The organism is Streptomyces natalensis ATCC 27448 (genome assembly GCF_000935125.1).
GTDB lineage: Bacteria > Actinomycetota > Actinomycetes > Streptomycetales > Streptomycetaceae > Streptomyces > Streptomyces natalensis.
The window spans coordinates 1-25,218 of sequence record NZ_JRKI01000036.1 but is presented as its reverse complement, the minus strand read 5'-3'; the positions used below and the strand labels follow the sequence as shown (position 1 = coordinate 25,218).

Below are 25,218 nucleotides of genomic sequence, written 5' to 3'. Positions count from 1 at the left end.
CGCGCGCCGGGGTTGACGTAGGGGAGGCCATGCGCTTTCGCGGGAAGTCCATCCGCCGGAAGATCGTGGCGTTGCTGCTCGTACCGCTGGTGTCCCTGACGGCCATGTGGACGTTCGCCACGTATCTCACCGGACGCGAGGCCAACCAGCTGCTCGATGTCGCCAACGTCATGCAGCAGGTCGGCTATCCGGCCGAGGGCGTCGTCCAGGCCCTCCAGCGCGAGCGCCGCCAGAGCCTGCTGTATCTGGCGGACCGGCGCGGCGCCGACGCCCTGCCCCACCTGCGGCAGGAGGAGCGGGCCACCGACCGGGCCGTCGTGCGCCTCAAGGGCAACGCCCACGACCCCGAGATCCTCGACGAACTCCACGGCGAGGTCGCCGGCCGGGCGCGGTCCGTCGTCAAAAGCCTGGCGGGCCTGTCCGACCTGCGCAAACAGGTCGAGGACAACACCGTCAGCAGTGACGAGGCCCTGGAGGCGTACGACTCCATGGCCGACCCCACCTATGACTTCCTCGCCTCCCTCAACTCCCTGGACAGCGTGGAGCTGGACGAACAGGCCCGCGCGCTGGTGCAGATCACCCGCGCCCGCGAGGCGTTCTCCCGGGAGGACGCGCTGATGGCCGCGGCGCTCTCCTCCGGCAGCATGACCCGCCACGATCTGCGGATGTTCGCCGACCGCATCGCCGAGCGCCGCATCCTCTACGCCACCAACCTCACCCTCCTGCCCGCCAGGGACCGCGGTATCTACGAGGACTACTGGCGCTCGGCCCGGGCCCGCGAGGTGACCTCGTACGAGGACGCGGCCCTCGCGGCCGCCGCCCGGCGGGCTCCGCAGGCCGTCAACGCCGAGCGCTGGAACGCCGCCGCGGGCAAGGTGCTCGACGACCTCAACCGGATGGGCAAGGACGCCGGCGACCGTTACCAGCGGCGGGTCGAGCCGTATGCGACCCGGGTCGTCCTCAGGGCCGCCGTCGCCGGGGTCCTGGGCTTTGTCGCGCTGCTGGTCTCCGTCATCGTCTCGCTGCGCATCGGCAGCCGGCACGTCAAGGACCTCACCCGGCTGCGCAAGGCCGCCCACGAGGTCTCCGGGGTGCGGCTGCCGAGCGTGATGCGCCGGCTGGCGGCCGGGGAACAGGTCGATGTGGAGACCGAGGCACCTCGGCTGGAATTCGGCCCGGACGAGACGGGCCAGGTCGGCCAGGCGCTCAACACCCTCCAGCGGGCCGCCGTCGAAGCGGCCGTCAAACAGGCCGATATGCGCCGCGGCGTCTCCGAGGTGTTCGTCAATCTCGCCCGCCGCAGCCAGGTCCTGCTGCACCGCCAGCTGACCCTGCTGGACGCGATGGAGCGGCGCACCGAGGACACCGACGAACTCGCCGACCTCTTCCGCCTCGACCACCTCACCACCCGCATGCGACGGCACGCCGAGGGCCTGGTCATCCTCTCCGGAGCCGCCCCCTCCCGGCAGTGGCGCAAACCCATCCAGCTGATGGACGTGGTCCGCGCGGCGGTCGCCGAGGTCGAGGACTACGAGCGGATCGAGGTGCGCCGCCTGCCGCGGCTCGCGGTCGACGGCCCCGCCGTCTCCGACCTCACCCACCTGATCGCCGAACTCCTGGAGAACGCCACCGTCTTCTCCCCTCCGCACACCGCCGTCCAGGTCCTGGGTGAACGGGTCTCCAACGGCTTCACCCTCGAAATCCACGACCGCGGCCTGGGCATGGCCCCCGACATCCTGCTGGACTGCAATCTGCGGCTCGCCGAGACCGCCGAGTTCGAGCTGTCCGACACCGACCGCCTCGGGCTCTTCGTGGTCAGCAGGCTCGCCCGGCGCCACGGCGTGCGCGTCGGCCTCCAGACCTCGCCGTACGGCGGCACCACCGCGGTCGTCTTCATCCCCGGCGCGATCCTGACCGAGACCTCCGAGGGCAGCCGCGAGGACACCGGAGCCCTGGGCCCGGCGGACGGCGGCGGCAACGAACTGGACCACGCCGCGGGCAAGCTGGCCGCGCTCTCCCAGGGCGCGAAGGCGCTCCCGAAGGGCCGTACCCCGCGGGTCATCGACGGCCCGGTCGAACTGGAGGCGCCGCTCGGCCTGGACGAGCTGGGCCCGCTGGACGACGACCCGGACAGCGTCTTCCGGGGGCGGGAACGCAGGCGGGAGCGCGACGGGGGAAGGGACCGCGAGCACGACCGCGACCGGGACCGCCGCGGTCCGGCCGCCCGGCCGTCCGGCCCCACCGCCTCCCCGGCCGCACCGCCAGGTATCGCGGCGGTCCCGGACGGCGAGCAGCACCAGCAGGCCCGCGACCAGGCTCCCGGCGGCCTCGCCCCGCTGCCCCGCCGCCGCAAGCCGCCGGTACTGGTCTCCGACCACGGCCGGACGGTGGACGGCGTGTCGGCGCACGGGGACGACACGCGCGGGGACGACACACGCGCAGGCGCGGCCCACAGCGGCGACACGCGCGGGGCCGAGGCCCACGAGAGCCGGACCCGGGCAAGCGAGGCTCGTCCCGGCCCCGACGGGGAGGCGTCCGCAGGGGACACCCCCGGCGCGCCCGACGCCCCCACCAGGGCGGCGCCGGGCGGGCTGCCCCGCCGGGTACGCCAGGCCAGCCTCGCCCCCCAGCTCAAGCAGGCCCCCGAGCCGCAGGACGCGCCGCACCCGGCCGAGGAGCCCGACGACGACCGCGACGCCGAGGCCGTACGGGCCCGGATGGCCTCGCTCCAGCGCGGCTGGCAGCGCGGCCGCCGCGACGCCGAGGACCTCGCGGCCGGCGCCGCACCCGCGGACCGGCCGGGCGCCGGTGCCCCGGCCGGCGACGAGAACGCCCACCGCACCCGGACCGGCCGCGACACCGCGGCGCGGGACGGCGACGACGGTGGCGGCACAGCAGCAGGAGACACAACGGGAGGGGACGGTCCATGACCGTATCGAAGGCAGCAGCGTCCATCGCGTCGGTGTTGGGGGGTGCGGGGAACGGCGCCGGCGAACTGAACTGGCTCCTGGACGAGTTGGTCGAGCGGGTCGGCTCGATCCGCAAGGCATTGATCCTCTCCAGCGACGGGCTGGCCACGGGGGCTTCCAAGGACCTCACCCGCGAGGACGGCGAGCATCTGGCCGCGGTCGCCTCCGGCTTCCACAGCCTGGCCAAGGGCGTGGGCCGGCATTTCGACGCGGGCCGGGTGCGCCAGACGCTGGTCGAGCTGGACGATGCGTTCCTGTTCGTCAGCGCGGCCGGCGACGGCAGCTGCCTGGCCGTCCTGGCCGATGCCGACTCCGACGTGGGGCTGATCGCCTACGAGATGACGCTGCTGGTCAAGCGGGTCGGTACGCATCTGGGCACCGCGCGCCGGTCGGGTCCGGCCGGCTGAGCGGCCAAAGCGACGACGGAAGGCAACGGAAACACGACGGAACAACGACGGTGACGCCATGAGCGAGCGCAGCGAGCTCATCAGAGGCAGGGGTGCGCCACGCGAATGCGGGGCGAGCGCAGCGTGGGGGTACCCCCGGCCGGAGACTGGGGGAGTCTCGGCATGAGTGATCAGGACGGCCGTGCCGTACCGGAGCGGGGCGCGGCCCGTTGGTTCGACGACGAAGCGGGTCCGGTCGTCCGCCCGTACGCGATGACCCGTGGGCGCACCCGGACGACCGCCGACGGGCGGCTGGACCTGATCGCGCAGGTGATCGCCGAGAGCCGCGCCGAGCAGGCCGTGGCCGACCAGCTGCTGTCCCCCGAGCATGTCGAGATCGTGGAGCTGTGCCGCCGGGCGCCGCTCTCGGTCGCCGAGCTGGCGGCCGGACTCGATCTTCCGGTGGGCGTGGTGCGGGTCCTCATCGGCGATCTGCTGGACGCGGAGCTGGTGTACGTCAGCCGCCCCGTCCCGCCCGCCGAGCTGCCGGACGAGCGGGTGCTGCGCGAGGTGATCGACGGGCTGCGGGCGCTGTGAGGCGGCGGTCACGGGGCGCGCTTGTTGAGCAATGCTCAACGCGGGTCTACGGTACCTGTTGAGCAACTGTCAGTACGAGCGCTGCGCCGATCACGCCATGAGCGCCGACCGCAGCACGAGGAGAGCGCCGCCATGGACACGGAAACGACACCGGCCCCCTTCGAGCGCCTGGAGCTCCGGGTCGGCCCGCACACCCACGACGCCCTGGCGGCCGGACCGGCCGACGGTGACCTCGTCCTGCTGCTGCACGGCTGGCCCGAGTTCGCCGACTCCTGGAGCGCGGTGCTGCCCGCCCTGGGCGCGGCCGGCTACCGCGCCGTCGCCGTCGACCAGCGCGGCTACTCCCCGGGCGCCCGCCCCGCGCAGATCGCCGACTACGCCGTGCCCGAACTCGTCGCCGACGCCCTCGCCTTCGCCGACTCCCAGGGCGCGGACCGCTTCCACCTCGTCTCGCACGACTGGGGCGGCATGGTCGCCTGGGCGCTGGCCGGCGCCCACCCCGAGCGGCTCAAGTCGCTGTCCGTGCTGGCCACCCCCCACCCCGAGGCCCTCAACCGTGCCGCCGCCGGCGATTCCGAACAGCACCACCGCCTCGACTACGTCCGCTTCTTCCGCAGCGACGACCACTCCGCGGAGGCGGCCCTGCTGGCCGACGACGCCGCCCGGCTGCGTGCCGCGTACGGGGGCAAGGTCCCGGCGCACCTCGTCGAGGGCAACGTCCGCCGGCTCGCCGAGCCGGGCGCGCTGACCGCCACCCTCAACTGGTACCGGGCGCCCGCCTCGGTGATCTCCGTCCCCGCGGGCCGGATCACCGTCCCCACTCTCTTCCTCTGGGGCAGCGAGGACGTCGCCCTGGGGCGCGTCGCGGCCGAATCGACCGGCGAGTGGGTGGACGGCCCGTACACCTTCGAGGAGCTGGCGGGCGCCAGCCACTGGCTGCCCGAAGAGGTCCCCGGTCTGGTCACGCCGAAGATCCTCGACCACCTGAAGACGTACGCCTGACGGGCGGCCGGGCCGGGCCGCACCAGGCCCCACCAGGCCCGGCCGGTCCCCGTACACTGCGGGCATGTCCGGCAAGCGGGTCACCCGTCTCACCCCCGAGCAGCGCAAGGAACAGCTGGTCGGCATCGGTCTGGAGATGCTCGCCGAGCGCTCCCTGGACGAGCTGTCCACCGACGAGGTCGCCCGCCGGGCCGGTATCTCCCGCGGACTGCTCTTCCACTACTTCGACTCCAAACGCGACTTCTTCCGCGCCGTCGTCCGCGCCGCGTGCGACCGCTTCACGGCCGCCACCGCACCGGACCCCGCGCTGGACCCCGTCCCCTGGATGCGGGAGTTCATCGCCGGCTTCGTCAGCTACGTCATGACGCACCGTCAGGTCTATCTGGCCCTGGTCCGGGGCGCCGCGGGCAGCCATCCCGCGGTCACCGACATCCTGGACGAGACCCGCGAGACGCTCGCCCGCCGGGTGTGCGAGGGCCGTCGGCGGCTGGGCATGCCACCCGCGCCCCGGCTGGAACCGGCCACCCGCGCCTGGATGGCCTTCGTCGAGGAGGCCGTCCTCAGCTGGCCGACGGGGGAGGCGGGCGCCGGCGGCAAGGCCGCGCACGACAGCCGTGACGAGCTGTGCGCCTTCGTGGAATCCAGCTTCGTCCGTTTCCTGGACATGCTCGACCGGCCCGCGGCGCTCGCCCCGCGCTGACCCCGGCCGACGACCTCCCGGTGACACCCTGTCCGGAAGGTGACGCATCTCAAGTGGGCGCCGCGCGGCCTACGTTGTACCGTTCCCCTGCGGCCGCCACCGGTGTGCCGTACCGCTTCCGGGCAGGCCGGACATGCACCGATTCCGGCCCGCATACACGGCAATTCAGGAGACGAATTCCATGGCCTTCGGGCGTGCTGAGCGCCACCGCCGGTCCGCGGCCGTCGACCCGATGACGCTCAAGATCCTGGTCGCGGGCGGCTTCGGCGTCGGCAAGACCACCCTGGTGGGCGCCGTCAGCGAGATCAAACCGCTGCGCACCGAGGAGCGGCTGACCGAGGCGGGCCGGCCGATCGACGACCTGGCGGGGGTGGAGGGCAAGACCACCACCACGGTCGCCATGGACTTCGGCCGGATCACCCTCAACGAGGAACTGGTCCTCTATCTCTTCGGCACCCCCGGCCAGAACCGGTTCTGGTTCCTGTGGGACGAGCTGGCACGCGGCGCCCTGGGCGCGGTGGTGCTCGCCGACACCCGCCGGCTGACGGACTGCTTCGCCGCCATCGACTACTTCGAGCGGCGCTCGCTGCCCTTCACGGTCGCGGTCAACTGCTTCGACGGCGCCGAGTGCTACCCCGCCGAGGCCGTCCGCGACGCCCTGGACCTGGACCCCGAGATCCCGGTGGTGCTGTGCGACGCACGGCAGAAGGGATCGGCGCGGGATGTACTGATCTCCGTCGTCGAGCACGCCATGCGGCTCGGCCCCCGGAGCCGGGAGCCCGCGCTTCCGTGACAGGGCGCGGAAGTGCGGCCCGTACCCCGCCGTCCGGGGTACGGGCCGCACGTCTGCCCCGAGCCGGCTACGACTGCGTACCGTCGGGCAGCCACCCGAAGCTGCGCTCCACGGCCTTGCGCCAGTTGCCGTACTCCCGCTCCCGGGTCTGCCCGTCCATCCGCGGGGACCACTCGGCGTCCTGCTTCCAATGGGCCGTCAGCTCGTCCAGGTCCTGCCATACGCCGGTCGCCAGCCCCGCCGCGTACGCCGCGCCCAGACACGTGGTCTCCGAGACCACCGGGCGGATCACCGGCACGCCCAGCACGTCCGCCTGATGCTGCATCAGCAGACCGTTGGCGGTCATTCCGCCGTCCACCTTGAGCCGGGTGATCCGTACGCCCGAGTCCTGGTACATGGCGTCCACGACCTCGCGGGTCTGCCAGCTGGTCGCCTCCAGAACGGCGCGGGCCAGATGCGCCTTGGTGACGAAACCGGTGAGCCCGGTGATCACCCCGCGGGCGTCGGAGCGCCAGTACGGCGCGAACAGGCCCGAGAACGCCGGGACGACATAGGCGCCGCCGTTGTCCGGGACGCTCGCCGCCAGCGGTTCGATCTCGGCCGCCGACGCGATGATGCCGAGCTGGTCGCGCAGCCACTGCACCAGCGCGCCGGTGATCGCGATGGAGCCCTCCAGGCAGTAGACCGGCGGCTCGCCGCCGAGCTGATAGCCCATGGTCGTCAGCAGCCCGTTCTTCGACGCCACCGGGCGGTCACCGGTGTTGAGCAGCAGGAACGAGCCGGTGCCATAGGTGTTCTTGGCCTCGCCGACGCCGTAACAGGTCTGCCCGAAGACCGCCGCCTGCTGATCGCCCAGTGCGGACGCCACCGGCACGCCGTGCAGCTGTCCCACGGCCGTGCCGTACACCTCGGCCGACGACCGGATCTGCGGCAGCATCGCCTCCGGGATCCCCATGGCCGACAGGATCGCCGGGTCCCACTGGAGGGTGCTCAGATTCATCAGCAGGGTGCGGCCGGCGTTGGTGACATCCGTGACGTGCACCCCGCCGTCGACGCCGCCGGTCAGATTCCAGATCAGCCAGGAGTCGATGGTGCCGAACGCGATCTCGCCGCGTTCGGCGCGCCGGCGCAGCCCCGGTATCCCGTCCAGCAGCCAGGCCGCCTTGGGCCCGGAGAAGTAGCTGGCCAGCGGCAGTCCGGTGGCCTCCCGGAAGCGGTCCTGGCCGTCCGTGCCGCCCAGTTCGGTGCACAGGGCGGCGGTCCGGGTGTCCTGCCAGACGAGGGCGTGGTGCACCGGCCGGCCGGTGGTCCGGTCCCACAGGACCGTGGTCTCGCGCTGGTTGGTGATGCCCAGCGCGCTCAGCTGGTCCGCGCGCAGCCCCGCCTTGGTCAGCGCGCCCGCCACCACGGCCTGCACCTTGTTCCAGATCTCGGTGGCATCGTGCTCCACCCAGCCCGGCTGCGGAAAGATCTGCCGGTGTTCGCGCTGGTCGACGGCGACGATCGCCCCGTCGTGGTTGAAGATGATGCAGCGGCTCGATGTGGTGCCCTGGTCGATCGCGGCGACGTACTTCTCGCTCTTCTCGCTGTGCGCCGTCATGCCGTCACGCCTCCTGGGGTACTGGTCTGGGTGTGGGCGGGCCGTCGGGGCCGTCGGGGTCAGAACGCGGCCTGGTACGCAAGGCCCGAGAGCACCGCGCCGATCAGCGGACCGGCCACCGGAATCCAGGCGTAACTCCAGTCGGACGAGCCCTTGTTGGGGATCGGCAGCAGCGCGTGCGCGATCCGCGGGCCCAGGTCGCGGGCGGGGTTGACGGCATAGCCGGTGGGACCGCCGAGCGAGAGCCCGATGCCGACGACCAGCAGCGCGACCAGCAGCACATTGATCCCGGAGCCATAGACGCCCGCCCGGGCGCCGGGTATCTGGCCGACGCCGATGCCCTTGTTCTGTCCGAAGAACAGCAGCGGCAGCACCAGACCGACGGTGGCGATGATCTCGGACACCAGGTTGGCGGCCGGACTGCGGATCTCCGGGCCGGTGGCGAAGATCCCCACCGTCGGCTGGGCCTTGTCCCGCTCGGAGTTGGCGGCGAACTGCGCGTAGTACAGCGCCCAGGCCAGTACGGCACCGAGCAGCGCGCCGACCAGCTGCGCCAGGATGTACAGCGGCACCTTCGACCACGCGGTGCCGCCGGCCACCGCCGAGCCGACCGTGACCGCGGGGTTGAGATGTCCGCCGGACAGCGGAGCGGCGGTATAGGCCCCCGCCAGTACACCCAGGCCCCAGCCGAATGCGATCACCACCCAGCCGGCGGATCTCGCCTTCGAATAGTGCAGGGTGACGGCGGCACACACCCCCGCACCGAACAGGATCAGGATCGCCGTGCCGATCACTTCACCGACGAAGATGTCCCCATTGGAATACATGGCGGCTCCTTGGCCCTCGCCCGGGGCGGCCCCCGGTCCGGTCCTCCGTGCAGGCACGGGAAGTGTTCACCCGGGGTGAGGGGGCGTCAAGGTCGCCTACAGCAGCGGGAATTGTGCGGACGAACCGGGTGTGCGGCGCGGTGCGGGGACGGGCCGGGCGGCGCACTGTACCGGCGTTACAGGCGGCTGCGTACGCCCTCCGCCCCGGCCGTGCCCGCGCTGGTCGGGCCGGAGGGGGCGACCGGTGCCGGCACCCGTGCCACGGTCCCGCGCCGGACCTCCGTACGCCCCGAGCCGGGCCTGCCGGCCACCCAGCTCGCCCCGGGCAGCGCCTTGGCGGCCTTCTTCAACGGTGCGAGCGCGGCGGCCGCCTCGCCGTGGTCACGGACGCTGCCCGGCGGGCAGTCCACCGTCGCCAGCGACAGCGTCACCGCCCGCCCGCCCGCCGACCACGGCACGTCCAGCACCGCCTCGGCGAACGGCCCCGGACCCTCGGAACCGGCCAGCACCAGGAAGTCGTCACCGCCGATGTGCCCCACCCGGGCGGTCGGCTCGCGCGCCGCCACCTCCGCCAGCACCCGCCCCACCGACCGGATCAGCTCATCGCCCGCGGCGAACCCGGCACCGTCGTTGACCTGCTTGAAACCGTCCACGTCCAGCCAGCTCAGCGCGAACGCCCGGCCCTCGGCGATCCGCCGGTCCACCTCGCCGTTGACCGCATCCGAACCGGGCAGCCGGGTCAGCGGATTGAGCCGCGCCGCCTCCTCCACCCGGCTCTCGGCCAGCGCCCGCAGAATGTCGGCGAGATGCACCACCCCCATGCACCGGCCCCGCTCGTCGACCACCGCCACATCGTCGCCGGTCCGGTCGCGCTCCCCGTCGGCGATCACATCCAGCACCTCCCAGGCGGTGGCGCCCGCACCCACCGTCCGCGGCCGGTCCGCCAGCCGCAGCGCCGGGCGGTCGGCGTACAGCGCGTGCCCGTAGCGCCCGGAGAGCGACAGCAGAAACCGGTCGCGGTCGATCGCCCGCACCGGTACCCCGTCGGTGTCCACCAGCAGCACCCCCGACACCGCCGGAAACCCGGTGAGATGGCTGCGCACCGCGTCCGCGGACGCGGATATCGGCAGCAGCGCGGCGGGCTGGAGGAACTGGGTGACGGGCGGCCCGGACGGCAGGCCGCCGGGCACCGGTCCGCGCGCCGCCGGCGGGTGCTCGGGCGGCAGATACACCTCGGCGGACGTGCGCCGGGCGGGCGGCGCGAAGAGATGGCCCTGCGCCAGCTGCACCCCCGCCTCCCGCGCCGCCGCATACTGCCGCTCGGTCTCCACGCCCTCGATCGCCAGCAGCCCGCCCGTCTGCTCGCACAGCTGCCGCATCGCGGCCACCGCGGCCCGCCGCCCCCGGTCGGCGGCGAGCCCCGCGCACAGCGACCGGTCGAGTTTGACGAGGTCCGGCGCGAGCTCGCCGAGCAGCCGCAGCGGCAGATCGCCGTCCCCGACCCCGTCCGCGCAGATCCGGTAGCCCTCGTCGCGCAGGCCCCGCACCGCCTCCAGGAGCGAGCGGTGCGGGACATGGGTGAACGGCCCGCCGACGTCCAGCGTGATCTCCCAGGGCCGACGCCCCACGTCCCGTACGGCCTTGCCCAGCGACGTCAGCGACGGCAGTTCGGCGACCGTCGCGGCGAAGACGTTCACATGCAAGGGCAGCATCGTCTCCTGGCGCGCCGCGGCCCGTACGGCCAGCGCCGCCAGCTCGGCGTCCAGATCCGGACAGCGGTGCGCGGCGCCCAGGACATCCATCCCGCCGTCCTCGGGGCGGGCGAGTATCTCCAGCGCGGCGACCGAGCCGGTCGCGAGATTCACGACGGGTTGAAAGGCGAAACGAAGCTGGTCCGTCCAGGCAGGCACGGCGCCAGCATGCCGTCCCTGGGGCCCAACGGCGCCTGGTTCACCGACTGTTCATGGGCCCCACGTTTTTGGCTTCCCCGCCGTGGGGGTTTCTCGCCGTTGCTCCTGCGGCCCGTTCGCTGCGCTTTGCCTGAGCCGACGTTCGGGCTTTCCCACCGTGACGCCTGCGGCGGGCGTTGCCGCTGGCGCGGGGCTGTCCGGCAGCGGCACCGGACCTACACGGCTCCGCCGCTACGGACCGGCACCTCCCCGTTGGGGGTGGAAAAAGACGGTGGGGGTGGACCACCGGCCTTCTTCCCCCCCCCACTCACGGGAGGGGCCGCGCCGCAGGACGAAGTCCGGAGGCGTGGCACCGCACCCGTACAACCCACGCCCGCCGCTGGGGGTACCTCCCAGCGTTAGCTGGGGGAGCAACGGCGACAAACCCCCACGGCGGGAAAGACAAAAACGTGGGGCCATGGCAAAGCGCAGCGAATCGGTGCTATGTTGTTCTCACTTCGAGAAAGACTCGAAGTGAGAACAACGCGGGAGGGCGAGGCGGTCATGGACGCGCAACGGGGGAGAGGTGGGGCGGAGGGCGACGACGACGGTGCGTTCCTGGCGGCGTACGACCCGCGTGACTTCCCGGCCATCGCCGTAACCGTGGACGTCGTCGTGCTGACGCTGCGTCAGGGACGGCTGCGCATCCTGCTCGTGGAGCGCGGCGGCCGGCCGTTCCAGGGCGCCTGGGCGCTGCCCGGCGGCTTCGTCCGGGCCGGTCAGGAGTCGCTCGACGAGGCGGCGGCCCGCGAACTGGCCGAGGAGACCGGGCTGGACGCCACCCAGCTCGAACGGGTGCACCTGGAGCAGCTGGGCTCGTACGGCGATCCCGGTCGCGATCCGCGGATGCCCGTCGTCACCGTCGCCTACCTGGCCTTCGCGCCCGACCTCCCCGAGGCGCGGGGCGGCAGCGACGCCTCGGCGGCGGCCTGGATCCCGGTCGACGGGCTGCGGCTCGGGGGCGGGGGGCGCGACGGGGACCCCGCGAGGGGCGTCGCACAGGATTTCGCACGGGGCTTCGCTGTGGGCGATACTCCCGCTTCCGTCGAACCGGACGCGGCCGGCCCGCGTCCCCCAGAACAGGGTCCGGGGCACGGGATCGACGGGGGTGATTCCGTGCCCCGGCCCGACGACGCACACGCGGTGCCCGGCAGCGGGGCCCTCCCGCTCGCCTTCGACCATGCGCGAATCGTTGCCGACGGCCTCGACCGGGCCCGCGCCAAGCTCGAATACACCCCGCTGGCAACGGCGTTCCTCGGCGAGGAATTCACCATCGTCGAACTGCGCGGCGTCTACGAGGCGATCTGGGGCAGCCCGCTGCACGCCGGGAACTTCCACCGCAAGGTGCTCTCGGTCCCCGGGTTCGTGGAGTCCACCGGGTCGACCGCCGCCCGCGGGGGAGCCCGCGGCGGCCCCCGTGCCCGCCTCTACCGCGCGGGCGACGCCCGGCTTCTGCACCCGGCGCTGCTGCGGCCCGACCGCGAGGACAGCGTCCGATGAGTGGGATACCGAGGGGCGGGATGCCGAGGGGTGGGGACCGGCGGGCCGGGGAGCCGCGGGGCGCCGCCACGCGTGCCACTCCTGTCACCCGCCCCGCCGCCCGTACCGCCCTCGCCGCCGCCCGTACGCCCGCCGACCTCTTTCCCGTCGACGACGCCGCGGCCGTCCGCCTCCACCGCCGACTCGCCCGCCTGCTGCACCCGGACACCGTCCCGGAGTCCGAACGCGCCGGTGCCGAGGCGGAGTTCGCCCGCCTTGAGGCCCTCTGGCGGCGCCGCACCGCAGCCGCCCGCCCCACCCTCACCACCCGCCACCGCACCTACACCCTCGGACCGGCCGTGGCCTCCGGAGACCTCGCCGTCCTCCGCGCGGCGTCGTACGAGCACGACGGCACCCGGCACCGCGCCCTGCTGAAGATCCCGCGGGCGGTCACCGACAACGACCTGATGGAACGTGAGGCGCGGGCCCTGACCCGACTGGCCCGGCGCGGTGCGGCACGCCATCGCGCCTATGCGCCCCGCCTCATCGAATCCTTCCGCCACCGCGACCCGGACACCGGCGTCGAGCGCCGCGTCAACTCCCTTGCGGAACTGGAGGGTTGGCACAGCCTCGCGGAGGTACGGGCCGCCCACCCCGACGGGCTCGACCCGCGCGACGCCGCCTGGATGTGGCGCCGCCTGCTGGCCGCCCTCGGCTGGGCGCACCGCACCGGCCTGGTGCACGGTGCCGTCCTGCCCGACCACGTCCTCATCCACCCCGAACGGCACGGCCTGGTCCTCGTCGACTGGTGCTACAGCACCGCCCTCGGCGAAACCGTCCCCGCGCTCGTCGAACGCCACCGCGACAGCTATCCGCCCGAGGTCACCGGCCGCCGCCCGGCGACCGAGGCCACCGACATCCATCTGGCGTCCCGCACCCTGGCCGCCCTGATGGGCGAGCACACCCCGCCGCCGATGCGCGCCTTCCTGCGCGGCTGCACCCTCCCCGCCGAGGCCCGCCGCCCGCACGACGCCTGGCGGCTGCTGGCCGAGCTCGACGAACTCCTCGACCGCCTCTATGGGCCGCGCACCTTTCGCCCGTTCACCATGCCGGCACCGGCCCCGAGGCCGTAACCCACCGGCATTCAGCACACCTACCTGCCACGCGCCATCACCACGACAACCCCGGGGGAATCACCATGGGCAGCGGAATCTGGTCCACCACCGTCTACGGCGCCGCGGAAAGCTACCGCGCCGCCTCCGGCAGCAGCGCCTTCGACTACAGCGACCGCCTCACCGCCTCGGCACCGCGCCACACCTGGGCCGCGCACCCCTCGCTCGACCCCAAGGGCCTCACCGTCCGCGAGAGCCGCGACTCCGACGAACACCCCACCTCCCTGGCCCTCTCCGTCCTCTTCGACGTGACCGGATCCATGCGCACCGTCCCGCGCGTCCTCCAGACCAAACTGCCCGAGCTGTTCGGCCTGCTGCTGCGCAAGGGATACACCGAGCATCCGCAGATCCTCTTCGGCGCGGTCGGCGACGCCACCTGCGACCGGGTCCCGCTCCAGCTCGGCCAGTTCGAATCCGACAACCGCATGGACGACGACCTCGGCAACATCCTCCTGGAGGGCGGCGGAGGCGGTCAGCTCACCGAGTCCTACGAACTCGCGCTCTACGCCATGGCCCGCCACACCAGCATCGACTGCCACGAACGGCGCGGCCGCCGCGGCTATCTCTTCCTGATCGGCGACGAGATGCCCTACGGCAAGGTCAAGGCCCGTGAGGTACGCGACGTCTTCGGCGACGAAATCGGCGAGGACATTCCGACCGCCGCCATCCTGGCCGAGGTCCAACGGAAGTTCGACGTCTACTTCATCGTCCCGGCCGGTGCCGCCCACGTCGGCAACGCCGACGTCCTGGGCACCTGGCGCAAGCTCCTCGGCCAGAACGTCATCGAACTGGACGACCTCGGCGCCGTCTGCGAGACCATCGCACTGACCGTCGGCCTCGGCGAGGAGGCCATCGACCTCGCCTCCGGCCTGGACGACCTCGCCGACATCGGCTCCGACGCGGGCGCCGCCGTCGGCAAGGCGCTGGCAACCCTGGGCCAGGGGAACGGCACGGTGGCCCGGTCCTCCGCGCCCCTGCTCGACGACGCCCCCGGGGCGAGCGGCACCACCCGCCTGTAAGGACCGTACGCGCCTGTAGGGACCGTACGCGCCTGTCCGGACCGTAATCGTTGGTAGGGACCGAAAGCCTGTCAGGACCGTAACCGCCCGTAGGGACCGTTCATGCACACCATCGTGGTCGATCTCGGCTACGGCGACGCCGGCAAGGGCACCGTCGTCGACCGGCTCTGCGCCCGCCCGCCGGGCGCAGAGCCGGTCACGGCGGTGGTCCGCTTCAACGGCGGTGCCCAGGCCGCGCACAACGTCGTCACCACCGACGGCCGTCATCACACGTTCGCCCAGTTCGGCTCCGGCACCTTCAGCGGGGTCCCTACCCATCTCTCCCGGCTGATGCTGGTCGACCCGCTGGCGCTCGCCACCGAGGCCCGCCATCTGGCCGGGCTCGGTGTCCCGGCCCCGCTCGCCCTGCTCACCGTCGACCGCCGCGCCCTGCTCACCACCCCGTACCACGCCGCCGCCAACCAGGCCCGCGAACGCGCCCGCGGCACCGCCCGGCACGGCTCCTGTGGCATGGGCATCGGCGAAACCGCCGGCTACGCCCTGGCCCACCCCGCCGACGCCCCGACGGCGGGCGACGCCGCCTCCCGTACGGAACTGCGCCGCAAACTCACCCTGCTCCGCGACCGGCTGACCGATGAGCTCGGCCCGCTCGGTGCCCCGCCCGTCGACGCCTGCCTGGACGCCTTCGCCGCCTTCGCCGGACAGGTCACGCTGGTGGACGAGCGGTATCTGCCCCGGCTGCTGCGCCGCGGCCCCGTCGTCTTCGAAGGCGCCCAGGGCGTCCTGCTCGACGAGTGGTACGGCTTCCACCCGTACACCACCTGGTCGACCACCACCTTCGAGGGCGCGGAGACCCTTCTGGTCGAAGCGGACCGGCCGCGGGGTGCCGCGCTCCGCCTCGGCGTCGTACGGACCTACACCACCCGGCACGGCCCCGGCCCCCTCGTCACCGAGGACCCCGCCCTCACCGCCGCCCTCCCCGAACCGCACAACGGGCACGGGCGCTGGCAGGGCGCCTTCCGGGCAGGGCACTTCGACGCGCCCGCGCACCGGTACGCGGTGGAGGTCTGCGGGGGAGTGGACGGACTGGCCGTCACCCACCTCGACGCCCCGGCCCGCCAACGTGGCCTGGGCATCGTCCGTGGCTACCGCACCCCCGACGGCGGCCTGATGTCCCGCATACCGGCCGGCGCCGCGGCACCCGGTGACCTCGACCGCCAACAGCGTCTCGCCGAGCGCCTGTTGACGTCCCGTCCGGACCTCCCGCAGTCGCCGGGCCGCGACCCGCACGCCTGGACCGAGGCCCTCGCCGAGGCCCTGTCCGCCCCGGTGCTCATGGAGTCGTACGGGCCGACGGCGGCGGACAAGGTCTACGGGGGCCACGGGGGCCACGGGGCCGGCGGGACCGGCGGAGCCTCCGCGGCCCACGAGGTCACTCCACCGGGAAGTCGAAATAGGTGTCCGGAAACGTCTCCGGCTGGAAGGTGAAGTGCCACCACTCCTCCGGGAGATTGACGAATCCGGCCCGCTCCAGCCCCTTCTTGAGCAGCAGCCGGTTCGTGCGCTGCTTCCCGTGTATCCGCGGATCGAGCGTGTGCGCCAGGGTGTCGAAGCAGTCGAAACCGGTCCCCATATCAAGGGAATTGTCCGGGAAGCGGTCGGCCTTCGGCCCGTAACACGGCGTCAGAGGCTCACCGGGCACATACGGGCGGGTGGGCACGGCCGGCAGCCGCACCAGCGTCACATCGAGGGTGCTACCCCTGCTGTGACCGGACTTGGCGGCGATATAGCCGTCGTCGAACAGCCGCGTCTTGTCCACCCGCGGATAGAACTCCGCCTTCATCCGCTGGTCGCCGAGGTCCTTGGCCCACCGGACGAACTGGTCCACGGCGCGCTGCGGCCGGTAGCAGTCGTAGACCTTGAGGGAGAAACCGCGCTTCAGGAAGGACCGCTGGGCACGGTGCAGCGCCCGCGCGGCGTCCCGCGTCAGCAGGCACGTCGGCCTGCGGTAGCCGTCCACCGGCACGCCCGTGAAGTTGTGCGGGGTGAAGTACCGCATCTCCTGGAGGACGGTGGGGTCCACCTCCCGAAGCGCGACGAACTCCTTGGGTCTTGCGGGCGGGGGTGGGGATGGGGACACGTGCCGAGGCGGGGACGGGGCGGTCGCCGCCGAGGCGCTCGACGGTAAGACGGTCAGGGGCAGCAGGGCGGCGGCAGCGACGGCGAGGCCGCGCAGCGCGGCAGGAAGTCTCCACATGCCCCTGATCTACCAGCCGCGCAGCCCCCGGCAAAAGCCCTGTGGATTCAGGCGTCCAGTCCGCGCACCCGCACCGGATACCCCACCGCACCCCCGTTCTGCCGCGCCACGACCACCGCGCCGTCCTCCAGAACCGAGGTGAACCGCTCCACCTCCGGGCGCCGCCAGCCGTCCCCGGCATCCGGCACCACCACGCCGCCGCCCCGCCGCCCGGCCGCCGGTGCCCACACCTCCAGCTCCGTCGCCCCGTCCGCACCCGTCACCGGGAGCACCGCACCGCCCCGTGCCAGGACCGGGATCCGCGACAGCGGCGCCTCCACCACCACCTCGCCGGGACCGCAGTACGCGCGCCCGGTGGCGGTGTCGTACCACCGGCCGCGCGGCAGCCGCACCGCCCGCCGCGTCACACCCTCCTCCAGCACCGGCGCCACCAGCAGCCCGTCCCCCAGGAGGAACGCATCCTCACAGTCCCGCAGTTCCCGGTCCCGCGGCGCGTTCCACCACACCGGCCGGACATAGGGCGCCCCCGTCAGCCGCGCCAGCTGCCCCAGCGTGTGGAAGTACGGCAGCAGCCGCTCCCGCTCGCCCAGCGCCGTCCGGGCGTGCTCCAGCACCTCGTTCCCGAACTCCCACGGCTCCCGCCGCCCGGCCGAGACCGCCGAATGGGTACGGAACAGCGGCAGATACGCGCCCAGTTGGAACCACCGCAGATACAGCTCCGGGGACGGCTCCCCGGAGAACCCGCCGATATCGGGGCCGCTGTAGGGCACCCCGCACAGCCCAAGCCCCAGCACCAGCGACAGCGAGGCCCGCAGCCCTGGCCAGCCCGTCGCCACATCGCCCGACCAGGTGCCGCCGTAGCGTTGCAGCCCCGCCCAGCCCGACCGGGAGAACAGGAACGGCCGCTCCTCGGGACGCAGTTCGCACAGCCCCTCGTACCCGGCCCGCGCCATCGCCAGCGCGTAGACGTTGTGCGCCTCCCGGTGGTCGCCACCGCGCCCCTCCACGGCGTGCCGCGCCGAACGGGGCAGCGTCGGATCCCCGAACACCGCGAAGGACACCGGCTCGTTCATGTCATGCCAGAACCCGGAAAAGCCCTGCGCCAGACGCTCCGTGTACAGCCCGCCCCACCACTTGCGCACCCGCGCATCGGTGAAGTCCGGATACACCGACTCGCCCGGCCACACCACCCCGCGCACCGTATGGCCCGAGGCGTCCCGTACGAAGGCATCGGCCGCCGCCCCGCCTTCGTACACCGCATCCCCCGGCTGCGCCTTGACCGCCGGATCGACGATCGACACCAGGCGCACCCCGTCCGCGCGCAGCTCCCGCGCCAGCCCCGGCAGATCCGGGAACCGCTCCCGGTCGACGGTGAAGACCCGGTGGCCGTCGAAATGGTCGATGTCCAAGTGGACGGCAGACAGCGGGAGTTCGCGTTCCCGGTAGCCGGCCACCACCCGGCGCACCTCCTCCTGGCTGCCGAAGCCCCACCGGGCGTGCTGATACCTCAGCGCCCACCGGGGCGGCAGCGCGGGCGCGCCGGTCAGCGCCGACCACCCCTGCACCACCCGCGACGGTGCGCCGAGCAGCACCCAGTAGCGCAGCGGCCCGCCGTCCATCCGCACCTCACAGGTGCCCGGCCGGTCGTGCCCGGAGCCCGCCCCCTCCGCACCCTCGCGCAGCGTCACCCGGCCGTCCCACGAGTTGTCGTGGAACACCAGATGCGTCCCCGCATCCGCCACCACCAGCTGCACCGGCATGGTCAGCGACAGCGGATCGTCACCGGGCCCGAAGGCGCCGCCCGGATCGGTGTTCCACAGCCGGTAGGTACCGTCCCGCAGCCGCGGCCCGCCCGCCCGGCCGCCCAGCCCGAAGACCCGCGCATCGGCCGCGACCTCCGAGCGCTGCACCCACCTGGAGGCGCCACCGCCCTCCGGCGGTGCGTCCTCCGGGCCCGTACGGTCCCACCAGCGCGGCGGCAGCTCCCTCCGCAGCGTCACACCCCCCGGCGTCCGCACCTCGACCGCACCGTGCCGGGACACCGCCACCTGCACCCGCTCCGAGACGACCCGCCAGCCACCTTCCGTGTCCGGCTCCAGCACCGCCCTCGGATCCACCTCCGGACACGCCCCAGCCAGCGCATACGACGGCTCCGGCCCGGCGCCGTCCCAGCCGCAGAACACCGCGCCGCCGGCCGCCACCCGCACCCGCAGCGACGACCGCGCGAAGCGGATCAGCCCGCCGCCGGGCCGCGGCTCCGCGCCCGTCGCCGTCCCCGGCACCCGGGCCCGCTCCGCCCCCTGCCGCCCGAACGCCCGCGCATCCGCTCTGCGCCGCCGCCACGCCGCTCGCACCGACCGCAGCCCCTGTACCGGCCCGACCGCCCTGACCACCCGTACCGACCGCACCAGCTCCCGCCCGTCCATGCTGGCCAGCCTGCCATCGACGCCCCGCCGTGCGGGCCCCGTTCAACTGCCGTTCACCTGCGCGGGGTCACGCTCGGCCACCTTCAGGCCCACGGACCGGACGCCGATGGCCTGATACCACCGGCTGCCACGGCGTTCACCGGCCCCGGCAGCGGGCGCCACTCCCGAATGTGGGGCCCGCCCTGGTGCACAAGTCGATCACATGGCAAGGTCCAGGCAAGCCGCGTCCCGCACGCCCCACCCACCGGCCGCCGGGGCCGTGCGCGACCGACGCACACGACGCGTATCGCCCGGGAGCCGCATCATGACCACCGCACCGCAGTCCGACGACCAGCCGGAACCGCAGCCACAGCCCCTCTGGCAGCCCGGCCCGGACCGCATCGCCGGCGCGCAGATCACCCGCTTCCACACCTGGGCCGCCCGGCACCACGGCGCGCCCCCGCCCACCCCCGGCGACCCCGCCGCGAGCTACGCCGACCTGCACCGCTGGTCCGTCGACGACCTCACCGCCTTCTGGCGGGCCACCGCCGAATGGTTCGACGTCCGCTTCACCACCCCCTACGACACCGTCCTCGCCGACCGAACGATGCCCGGCGCCCGATGGTTCCCCGGCGCCACCCTCAACTACGCCGAACACGCCCTGCGCGCCGCCGAGGACCCGGCCCGTGCCGACACCCCGGCGCTCCTGTACGTCGACGAGACCCACGAACCCACCCCCGTCACCTGGGCCGATCTGCGCGCCCAGGTCGCCGCGCTGGCCGCCGCACTGCGCCGCCTCGGCGTCCGCCCCGGCGACCGCGTCAGCGGCTACGTCCCCAACATCCCCCAGGCCGTCGTCGCCTTCCTGGCCAGCGCCGCGGTCGGCGCCGTATGGACCTCCTGCGCCCCCGACTTCGGCGCCCGCAGCGTCCTGGACCGCTTCCAGCAGATCGAACCGGTCGTCCTGTTCACCGTCGACGGCTACCGCTACGGCGGCAAGGAACACGACCGCCGCGACACCGTCGCCGAACTCCGCGCCGAACTGCCCACCCTGCGCGCCGTCGTCCACATCCCGCTGCTCGGCACCGCCGCCCCCGAAGGCGCCCTGAACTGGTCGGACCTGACCACCGGAAGCACCGAACCGCCCGTCTACGAACAGCTCCCCTTCGACCATCCCCTCTGGGTCCTGTACTCCTCCGGCACCACCGGCCTGCCCAAGGCCCTCGTCCAGTCCCAGGGCGGCATCCTCCTCGAACACCTCAAGCAGACCGGCCTGCACTGCGACCTCGGCCCCGACGACCGCTTCTTCTGGTACACCTCCACCGGCTGGATGATGTGGAACTTCCTCGTCGCCGGCCTCCTCGTGGGCTCCACGATCGTGCTCTACGACGGCAGCCCCGGCCACCCCGACATCGCCGCCCAGTGGCGGGTCGCCGAGACCACCCGCGCCACCGTCTTCGGCACCTCCGCCGCCTACGTCATGGCCTGCCGCAAGGCCGGCATCCACCCCGCCCGCGATCTCGACCTCTCCGCCGTCACCTGCGTCGCCACCACCGGCTCCCCGCTCCCGCCCGACGGATTCCGCTGGCTGCACGACGCCTTCGCGGAGAGCGGCGCCGACCTGTGGACCGCCTCCGTCAGCGGCGGCACCGACGTGTGCAGCTGCTTCGCCGGCGCCGTGCCCACCCTCCCCGTCCACATCGGCGAACTCCAGGCCCCCTGCCTGGGCACCGACCTCCAGGCATGGGACCCCCAGGGCAGGCCCGTCACCGAAGAGGTCGGCGAACTCGTCGTCACCAGGCCCATGCCGTCCATGCCGATCCGCTTCTGGAACGACCCCGACGGCAGCCGCTACCACGACAGCTACTTCGACATGTACCCCGGCGTCTGGCGCCACGGCGACTGGATCACCGTCACCTCCCGCGGCAGCGTCATCATCCACGGCCGCTCCGACTCCACCCTCAACCGCCAGGGCGTCCGGATGGGCTCCGCCGACATCTACGAGGCCGTCGAACGCCTCCCCGAGATCCGCGAATCCCTCGTCATCGGCCTCGAACTCCCCGACGGCGGGTACTGGATGCCCCTGTTCGTCCACCTCGCCCCCGGCGCCACCCTCGACGACGCCCTGCGCGACCGCATCAAGCGCACCATCCGTGAACAGCTCTCCCCGCGCCACGTGCCCGACGACATCATCGAGGCCCCCGGCGTCCCCCACACCCTCACCGGAAAGCGCATCGAGGTCCCCGTCAAACGCCTCCTCCAGGGCACCCCGCTCGACAAGGCCGTCAACCCCGGCTCCGTCGACAACCTCGAACTCCTCCGCTTCTACGAGAAGGTGGCCCGCGACCGCGCGAAGTAGCCCGGCCGGCCGTGTCCGGCGCCCGGCCGCGGGGCGCCGGACGGCCATTGTCAGACCCCCCGCTTACTCTCAGTGACAAGTGACGTTCGACCAACGCACCTCACTGAGGGGGAACCATGACATCCACGACCCGCTACTCCGACCAGGCCGCCGCCCGCCGCACACTGCGCCGCGAACTCCCCACCACCGCCGCCGTCCTGGCCGACGAACGGGACTTCGCGGCCATGCGCCGCTACCGCACCTTCCCGTTCGACGACCACCGCAGCTACCTCCGGCAGATGGAGACCGTGCTGCGCACCCTGGCCGCCCAGGGAGTGCTCACGACCCTGAGCCTCTTCGACCCGGTCGCCTACGAGCAATACTGCGCCGACCACGCCCTGGACCCGGACCGCTCCGACAGCCGCACCCGCTACACCGCCGAACTCGCCTGCACCGGACCGACCTTGCCCTACGAGGGAGAGCCCCTCACCCAGCTCCTCCCGCTGCTCATCGAGGAAGCCGACCGCCGGGCGACCTGGAACCAGGCGTCCACCCTGCTGGCCCGCGCCGGCCACTGCGAGGACTGCGGCGCCGACCTCGGCCACACCGCCTTCGCCCGCGCCACCGATGCCGTCCGGCAACTCCTCGAAGCCCTCGGCAACGGCTCCCACCACCTCGTCTGCAGCATCCCCGCCGGGGACCCACCCCTCCTGGCGGTCCTGCACACCACCGCCGACGCAACGGAACGCCCCCGGCTCGCCGAAACCGAAACCCTCATCTTCTGTACGGTCCTCGCCGCGGGAATCGCCCTGCGCACCCCCGGAGGCATCGTCGCCCGCACCCACACCGGCGACACGACCCACACCACCGGCAGCGAGCCCACCACCCGCTCCACCGTCCGCGGCTGGACCCTGCGCGACGGCTGGCCCAGCCCGCTCACCGAAGCCGAGGTCTTCACCGCCTACTGCACCGATGCCGACACCGGCGAGCCCATCGCCCCCGAACACGGCGTCGACTACGCCCCCGGCCTCACCCTCACACCCCCACCGGACGAACACCGCCACCGCTGACGGCCCACAGCACCCGGCCGACGACAGATGGCCGCCCCGCCACAGGGGCGGGACGGCCATCGCGTCACTCCGGGAGTGCTTCCGGGCTACTCCCCGGACAGCACCGCCTGCGCAGCGGCCCGCGCATCATCGGCGGTGTCCGCGGCCCGCGCCGCGGCCGCCGCACGCTCACACTGCGCCAACGTGTGCTTCGCCAGCGTCGCCCGCACATACGGAATCGACGCCGCACCCATCGAAAGGCTGGTGACACCGAGCCCCGTCAGCACACACGCCAACAGCGGATCGGAGGCCGCCTCACCACAGACACCGCAGCTCTTGCCCTCGGCCTTCGCGGCCTCGGCCGAAGCCGCCACCAGATCCAGCAGCGCCGGCTGCCACGGATCCTGAAGCCGCGAGACCGCACCCACCTGACGGTCGGCGGCAAAGGTGTACTGCGCCAGGTCATTGGTCCCCAGCGAAAGGAACTCCACCTCTTGCAGAATCGACCGCGCCCGAAGAGCCGCGGACGGAATCTCCACCATCGCGCCGAACTTCGCCTGAAGCCCGGCCTCCCGGCACGCATCCGCGAACGCCCTGGCGTCGATCCGGTCCGCCACCATCGGGGCCATGACCTCGAGATACACCGGCAGCCCCTCGGCCGCCCTGGCCAGCGCGGCCAGCTGGGTGCGCAGCACGTCCGGGTGGTCCAGCAGCGTCCGCAGCCCCCGCACGCCCAGCGCCGGGTTCGGCTCATCGGCCGGCGTCAGAAAGTCCAGCGGCTTGTCCGCGCCGGCATCCAGCACCCGCACGACCACCCGCCCCTCGGGGAAGGCCTCCAGCACCTTGCGGTACGCCTCTACCTGCTTGTCCTCCGACGGCGCCTTCTTGCTGTCGTCCAGGAACAGGAACTCGGTACGGAAGAGACCGACACCCTCCGCCCCGGCCTCCACCGCAGCGGCCACATCCCCGGGCCCGCCGACATTCGCCAGCAACGGCACCTTGTGCCCGTCGGACGTGGCACCCGGACCGGACGACGCCGCCAGCGCGGCCTTCCGCTCCGCCGCGGCCTGCTCCAGCGACGCCCGCTTGTCCGCATCCGGCTCGATGAACACCTCACCGGTGCTGCCGTCCACCGCGATCACGGTGCCCTCGGCGATCTCCCCGGCACCCGGCAGCGCCACCACGGCCGGCACCCCCAGCGCCCGCGCAAGAATCGCGCTGTGACTGGTGGGCCCGCCCTCCTCGGTGACGAACCCGAGCACCAGCGTCGGGTCCAGCAACGCTGTATCGGCCGGCGCCAGATCCCGGGCGATCAGCACATACGGCTCATCGCTGTCCGGCACACCCGGCATCGGCACACCCAGCAGCCGCGCGACGATCCGGTTGCGGACATCATCAAGATCGGCGACCCGCCCAGCGAGATACTCCCCGGCCCCCGCCAGCAGCGCCCGGTACGCCGCGAACGCGTCATACACGGCCCGCTCGGCAGTGCTGCCCACGGCGATCCGCCGCTCCACATCCGCCATCAGCTCGGGGTCCTGCGCCATCATGGCCTGCGCCTCGAGCACATGCTGCGCTTCGCCGCCCGCCAGGTTCCCCCGCGCGACCAGATCGGCGGCAACGGCCTCGACGGCCTGGCGGGCCCGCCCCTGCTCGCGCTCCGCGTCCTCCGCCGGGATCTGCTTGGCCGGCGGCTCCAGCACCGCCGTACCCATGTGCCGCACCTCGCCTATGGCCACCCCGTGGCTCACACCGACGCCCCGCAGCGTTGTCTCCATGTCACCCGTCTCCCTTGATGCGGCGGATCGCTCCCGCCGCGTGGATGTCGTACCTGCCGTCCGGGACGGCATTGCGCTGTTACTGCCAGGAGAAGAGCGTGTCGCCCGCCTTGACGTCACCGTCCTCGCGCACATCACCGAGCGAGTCGGGGGTCGCCTCCAGCGCGACAACGGGGCACACCGCCGACTTGCCGGCCTCTTCGACCGCTGCCGGGTTCCAGCGCACGACCGCCTGGCCGCGGGAAACGGTGTCGCCCTTGTTGACGAGCAGCTCGAAGCCCTCGCCATTGAGCTGAACGGTGTCGATACCGAGGTGCGTCAGCACCCCGTGCCCTTCGGTGTCGACGACGACGAACGCGTGCGGGTGCAGCGAAACAACCACACCGTCCACGGGCGAAACAGCCTCGGACGGCTCACGCACGGGGTCGATGGCGGTACCCGGACCCACCATCGCTCCGGAAAACACCGGATCGGGCACAGCCGCGAGTCCGATGGCGCGTCCTGCGAGAGGGGACGTCACGGTGGTCATGGGAGGCCTCCCAGGGGTGAAGATTCATCAGGCCGCCATCGCTACCTGTCCTGGACGGCGCACCGCTGAGAAGCGTAAGTCATCAGAACGGACGATTCCGCATGAGCGACACCCGCTGAACGGCCCCGGAGCCCCGCTGAATCGATTTGCCTCGCCCACAGCAGGCCTGTACTGTCAGAGACCTGCCCCAGACAGCCAGGTCGCAATCAACTGCGGCCCGGTAGGCCGTGGGCGGCACTCCCTCAGAGTCTTGATCGAGATTCTCGAATCGCGAGCTTCCGCATGCCTGCGGAAAAACGATGGTTCGAAGGCCCCGGAAAGCCCTGATAGAGTGTGAAACACCGAAGGGAAGCGCCCGGAGATCCTGGT

Annotated in this window: 19 protein-coding genes; 12 read left to right on the top strand and 7 right to left on the bottom strand. The window is 72.9% G+C overall.

Annotation, left to right across the window (positions count from 1 at the left end; all coding sequences use genetic code 11):
• Positions 1–29: 29 nt before the first annotated feature.
• The 6 genes from SNA_RS28285 to SNA_RS28260 all read left to right on the top strand — a co-directional run bounded on the left by SNA_RS28285 (position 30) and on the right by SNA_RS28260 (position 6,447).
• Positions 30–2,930 (top strand): sensor histidine kinase, encoded by a 2,901-nt coding sequence (locus SNA_RS28285; protein WP_044367391.1) that lies wholly within the window; start codon positions 30–32, stop codon positions 2,928–2,930.
• Positions 2,927–3,376, top strand: coding sequence for a roadblock/LC7 domain-containing protein (locus tag SNA_RS28280; protein ID WP_030072712.1), 450 nt, complete (start codon positions 2,927–2,929; stop codon positions 3,374–3,376). Before SNA_RS28285 ends, SNA_RS28280 begins: the two co-directional genes overlap by 4 nt.
• Before the next feature lie 162 nt (positions 3,377–3,538).
• Positions 3,539–3,952, top strand: a complete 414-nt coding sequence (locus SNA_RS28275; RefSeq protein WP_030072710.1) for a DUF742 domain-containing protein — start codon at positions 3,539–3,541, stop codon at positions 3,950–3,952.
• Positions 3,953–4,084: 132 nt separating this feature from the next.
• Positions 4,085–4,954, top strand: coding sequence for an alpha/beta fold hydrolase (locus tag SNA_RS28270; RefSeq protein WP_044367388.1), 870 nt, complete (start codon positions 4,085–4,087; stop codon positions 4,952–4,954).
• A gap of 64 nt (positions 4,955–5,018) precedes the next feature.
• On the top strand, positions 5,019–5,654 hold the full coding sequence (locus SNA_RS28265; protein ID WP_044367386.1) for a TetR/AcrR family transcriptional regulator: 636 nt from the start codon (positions 5,019–5,021) through the stop codon (positions 5,652–5,654).
• Positions 5,655–5,835: 181 nt separating this feature from the next.
• Positions 5,836–6,447, top strand: a complete 612-nt coding sequence (locus SNA_RS28260; protein WP_030072706.1) for a GTP-binding protein — start codon at positions 5,836–5,838, stop codon at positions 6,445–6,447.
• Between the two features lie 67 nt (positions 6,448–6,514).
• Here SNA_RS28260 and glpK read toward each other — a convergent pair whose 3' ends face one another.
• From glpK to SNA_RS28245, 3 genes are all read right to left on the bottom strand, one after another.
• Positions 6,515–8,047, bottom strand: a complete 1,533-nt coding sequence (glpK, locus tag SNA_RS28255; protein ID WP_030072704.1) for a glycerol kinase GlpK — start codon at positions 8,045–8,047, stop codon at positions 6,515–6,517.
• A 59-nt stretch (positions 8,048–8,106) separates the two neighbouring features.
• The gene (locus SNA_RS28250; protein ID WP_030072702.1) at positions 8,107–8,874 is read right to left on the bottom strand and encodes an MIP/aquaporin family protein; all 768 of its coding nucleotides are present in this window, start codon (positions 8,872–8,874) and stop codon (positions 8,107–8,109) included.
• A 176-nt stretch (positions 8,875–9,050) separates the two neighbouring features.
• Complete coding sequence (locus SNA_RS28245; RefSeq protein WP_037794183.1) at positions 9,051–10,784, bottom strand: GGDEF domain-containing protein; 1,734 nt, start codon at positions 10,782–10,784, stop codon at positions 9,051–9,053.
• A gap of 513 nt (positions 10,785–11,297) precedes the next feature.
• On the opposite strand from SNA_RS28245, the gene SNA_RS45360 reads away from it, so the two are divergent.
• The 4 genes from SNA_RS45360 to SNA_RS28225 all read left to right on the top strand — a co-directional run bounded on the left by SNA_RS45360 (position 11,298) and on the right by SNA_RS28225 (position 15,981).
• On the top strand, positions 11,298–12,323 hold the full coding sequence (locus SNA_RS45360; protein ID WP_420823518.1) for an NUDIX hydrolase: 1,026 nt from the start codon (positions 11,298–11,300) through the stop codon (positions 12,321–12,323).
• Complete coding sequence (locus tag SNA_RS28235; protein ID WP_198535153.1) at positions 12,320–13,435, top strand: protein kinase family protein; 1,116 nt, start codon at positions 12,320–12,322, stop codon at positions 13,433–13,435. Before SNA_RS45360 ends, SNA_RS28235 begins: the two co-directional genes overlap by 4 nt.
• A gap of 65 nt (positions 13,436–13,500) precedes the next feature.
• A complete protein-coding gene (locus SNA_RS28230) occupies positions 13,501–14,493 on the top strand; it encodes a hypothetical protein (RefSeq protein ID WP_030072257.1) in 993 nt (330 codons plus the stop codon).
• Positions 14,494–14,595: 102 nt separating this feature from the next.
• On the top strand, positions 14,596–15,981 hold the full coding sequence (locus SNA_RS28225; protein WP_078970266.1) for an adenylosuccinate synthetase: 1,386 nt from the start codon (positions 14,596–14,598) through the stop codon (positions 15,979–15,981).
• Here the strand turns inward: SNA_RS28225 and SNA_RS28220 are convergent.
• Both SNA_RS28220 and SNA_RS28215 read right to left on the bottom strand, forming a co-directional pair.
• Positions 15,926–16,750 carry a M15 family metallopeptidase gene (locus SNA_RS28220; protein ID WP_044367383.1) on the bottom strand — a complete coding sequence of 275 codons (825 nt, stop codon included), beginning with the start codon at positions 16,748–16,750 and terminating at the stop codon, positions 15,926–15,928. The two genes, SNA_RS28225 and SNA_RS28220, sit on opposite strands and share 56 nt — an antisense overlap.
• A 47-nt stretch (positions 16,751–16,797) precedes the next feature.
• A complete protein-coding gene (locus SNA_RS28215) occupies positions 16,798–19,176 on the bottom strand; it encodes a glycoside hydrolase family 31 protein (RefSeq protein ID WP_044367381.1) in 2,379 nt (792 codons plus the stop codon).
• Positions 19,177–19,480: 304 nt separating this feature from the next.
• Here SNA_RS28215 and SNA_RS28210 point away from each other — a divergent pair, with 304 nt between their 5' ends.
• Positions 19,481–21,514: an acetoacetate--CoA ligase gene (locus SNA_RS28210; protein WP_044367378.1), complete on the top strand. Its 2,034-nt coding sequence runs from the start codon at positions 19,481–19,483 to the stop codon at positions 21,512–21,514.
• A 116-nt stretch (positions 21,515–21,630) separates the two neighbouring features.
• Positions 21,631–22,563: a hypothetical protein gene (locus SNA_RS28205; RefSeq protein ID WP_030072247.1), complete on the top strand. Its 933-nt coding sequence runs from the start codon at positions 21,631–21,633 to the stop codon at positions 22,561–22,563.
• A gap of 86 nt (positions 22,564–22,649) precedes the next feature.
• On the opposite strand, the gene ptsP is transcribed toward SNA_RS28205, so the two are convergent.
• The gene (gene ptsP, locus SNA_RS28200) at positions 22,650–24,320 is read right to left on the bottom strand and encodes a phosphoenolpyruvate--protein phosphotransferase (protein ID WP_044367375.1); all 1,671 of its coding nucleotides are present in this window, start codon (positions 24,318–24,320) and stop codon (positions 22,650–22,652) included.
• Between the two features lie 79 nt (positions 24,321–24,399).
• A complete protein-coding gene (locus SNA_RS28195; RefSeq protein ID WP_030072243.1) occupies positions 24,400–24,849 on the bottom strand; it encodes a PTS sugar transporter subunit IIA in 450 nt (149 codons plus the stop codon).
• Positions 24,850–25,218: the final 369 nt, after the last annotated feature.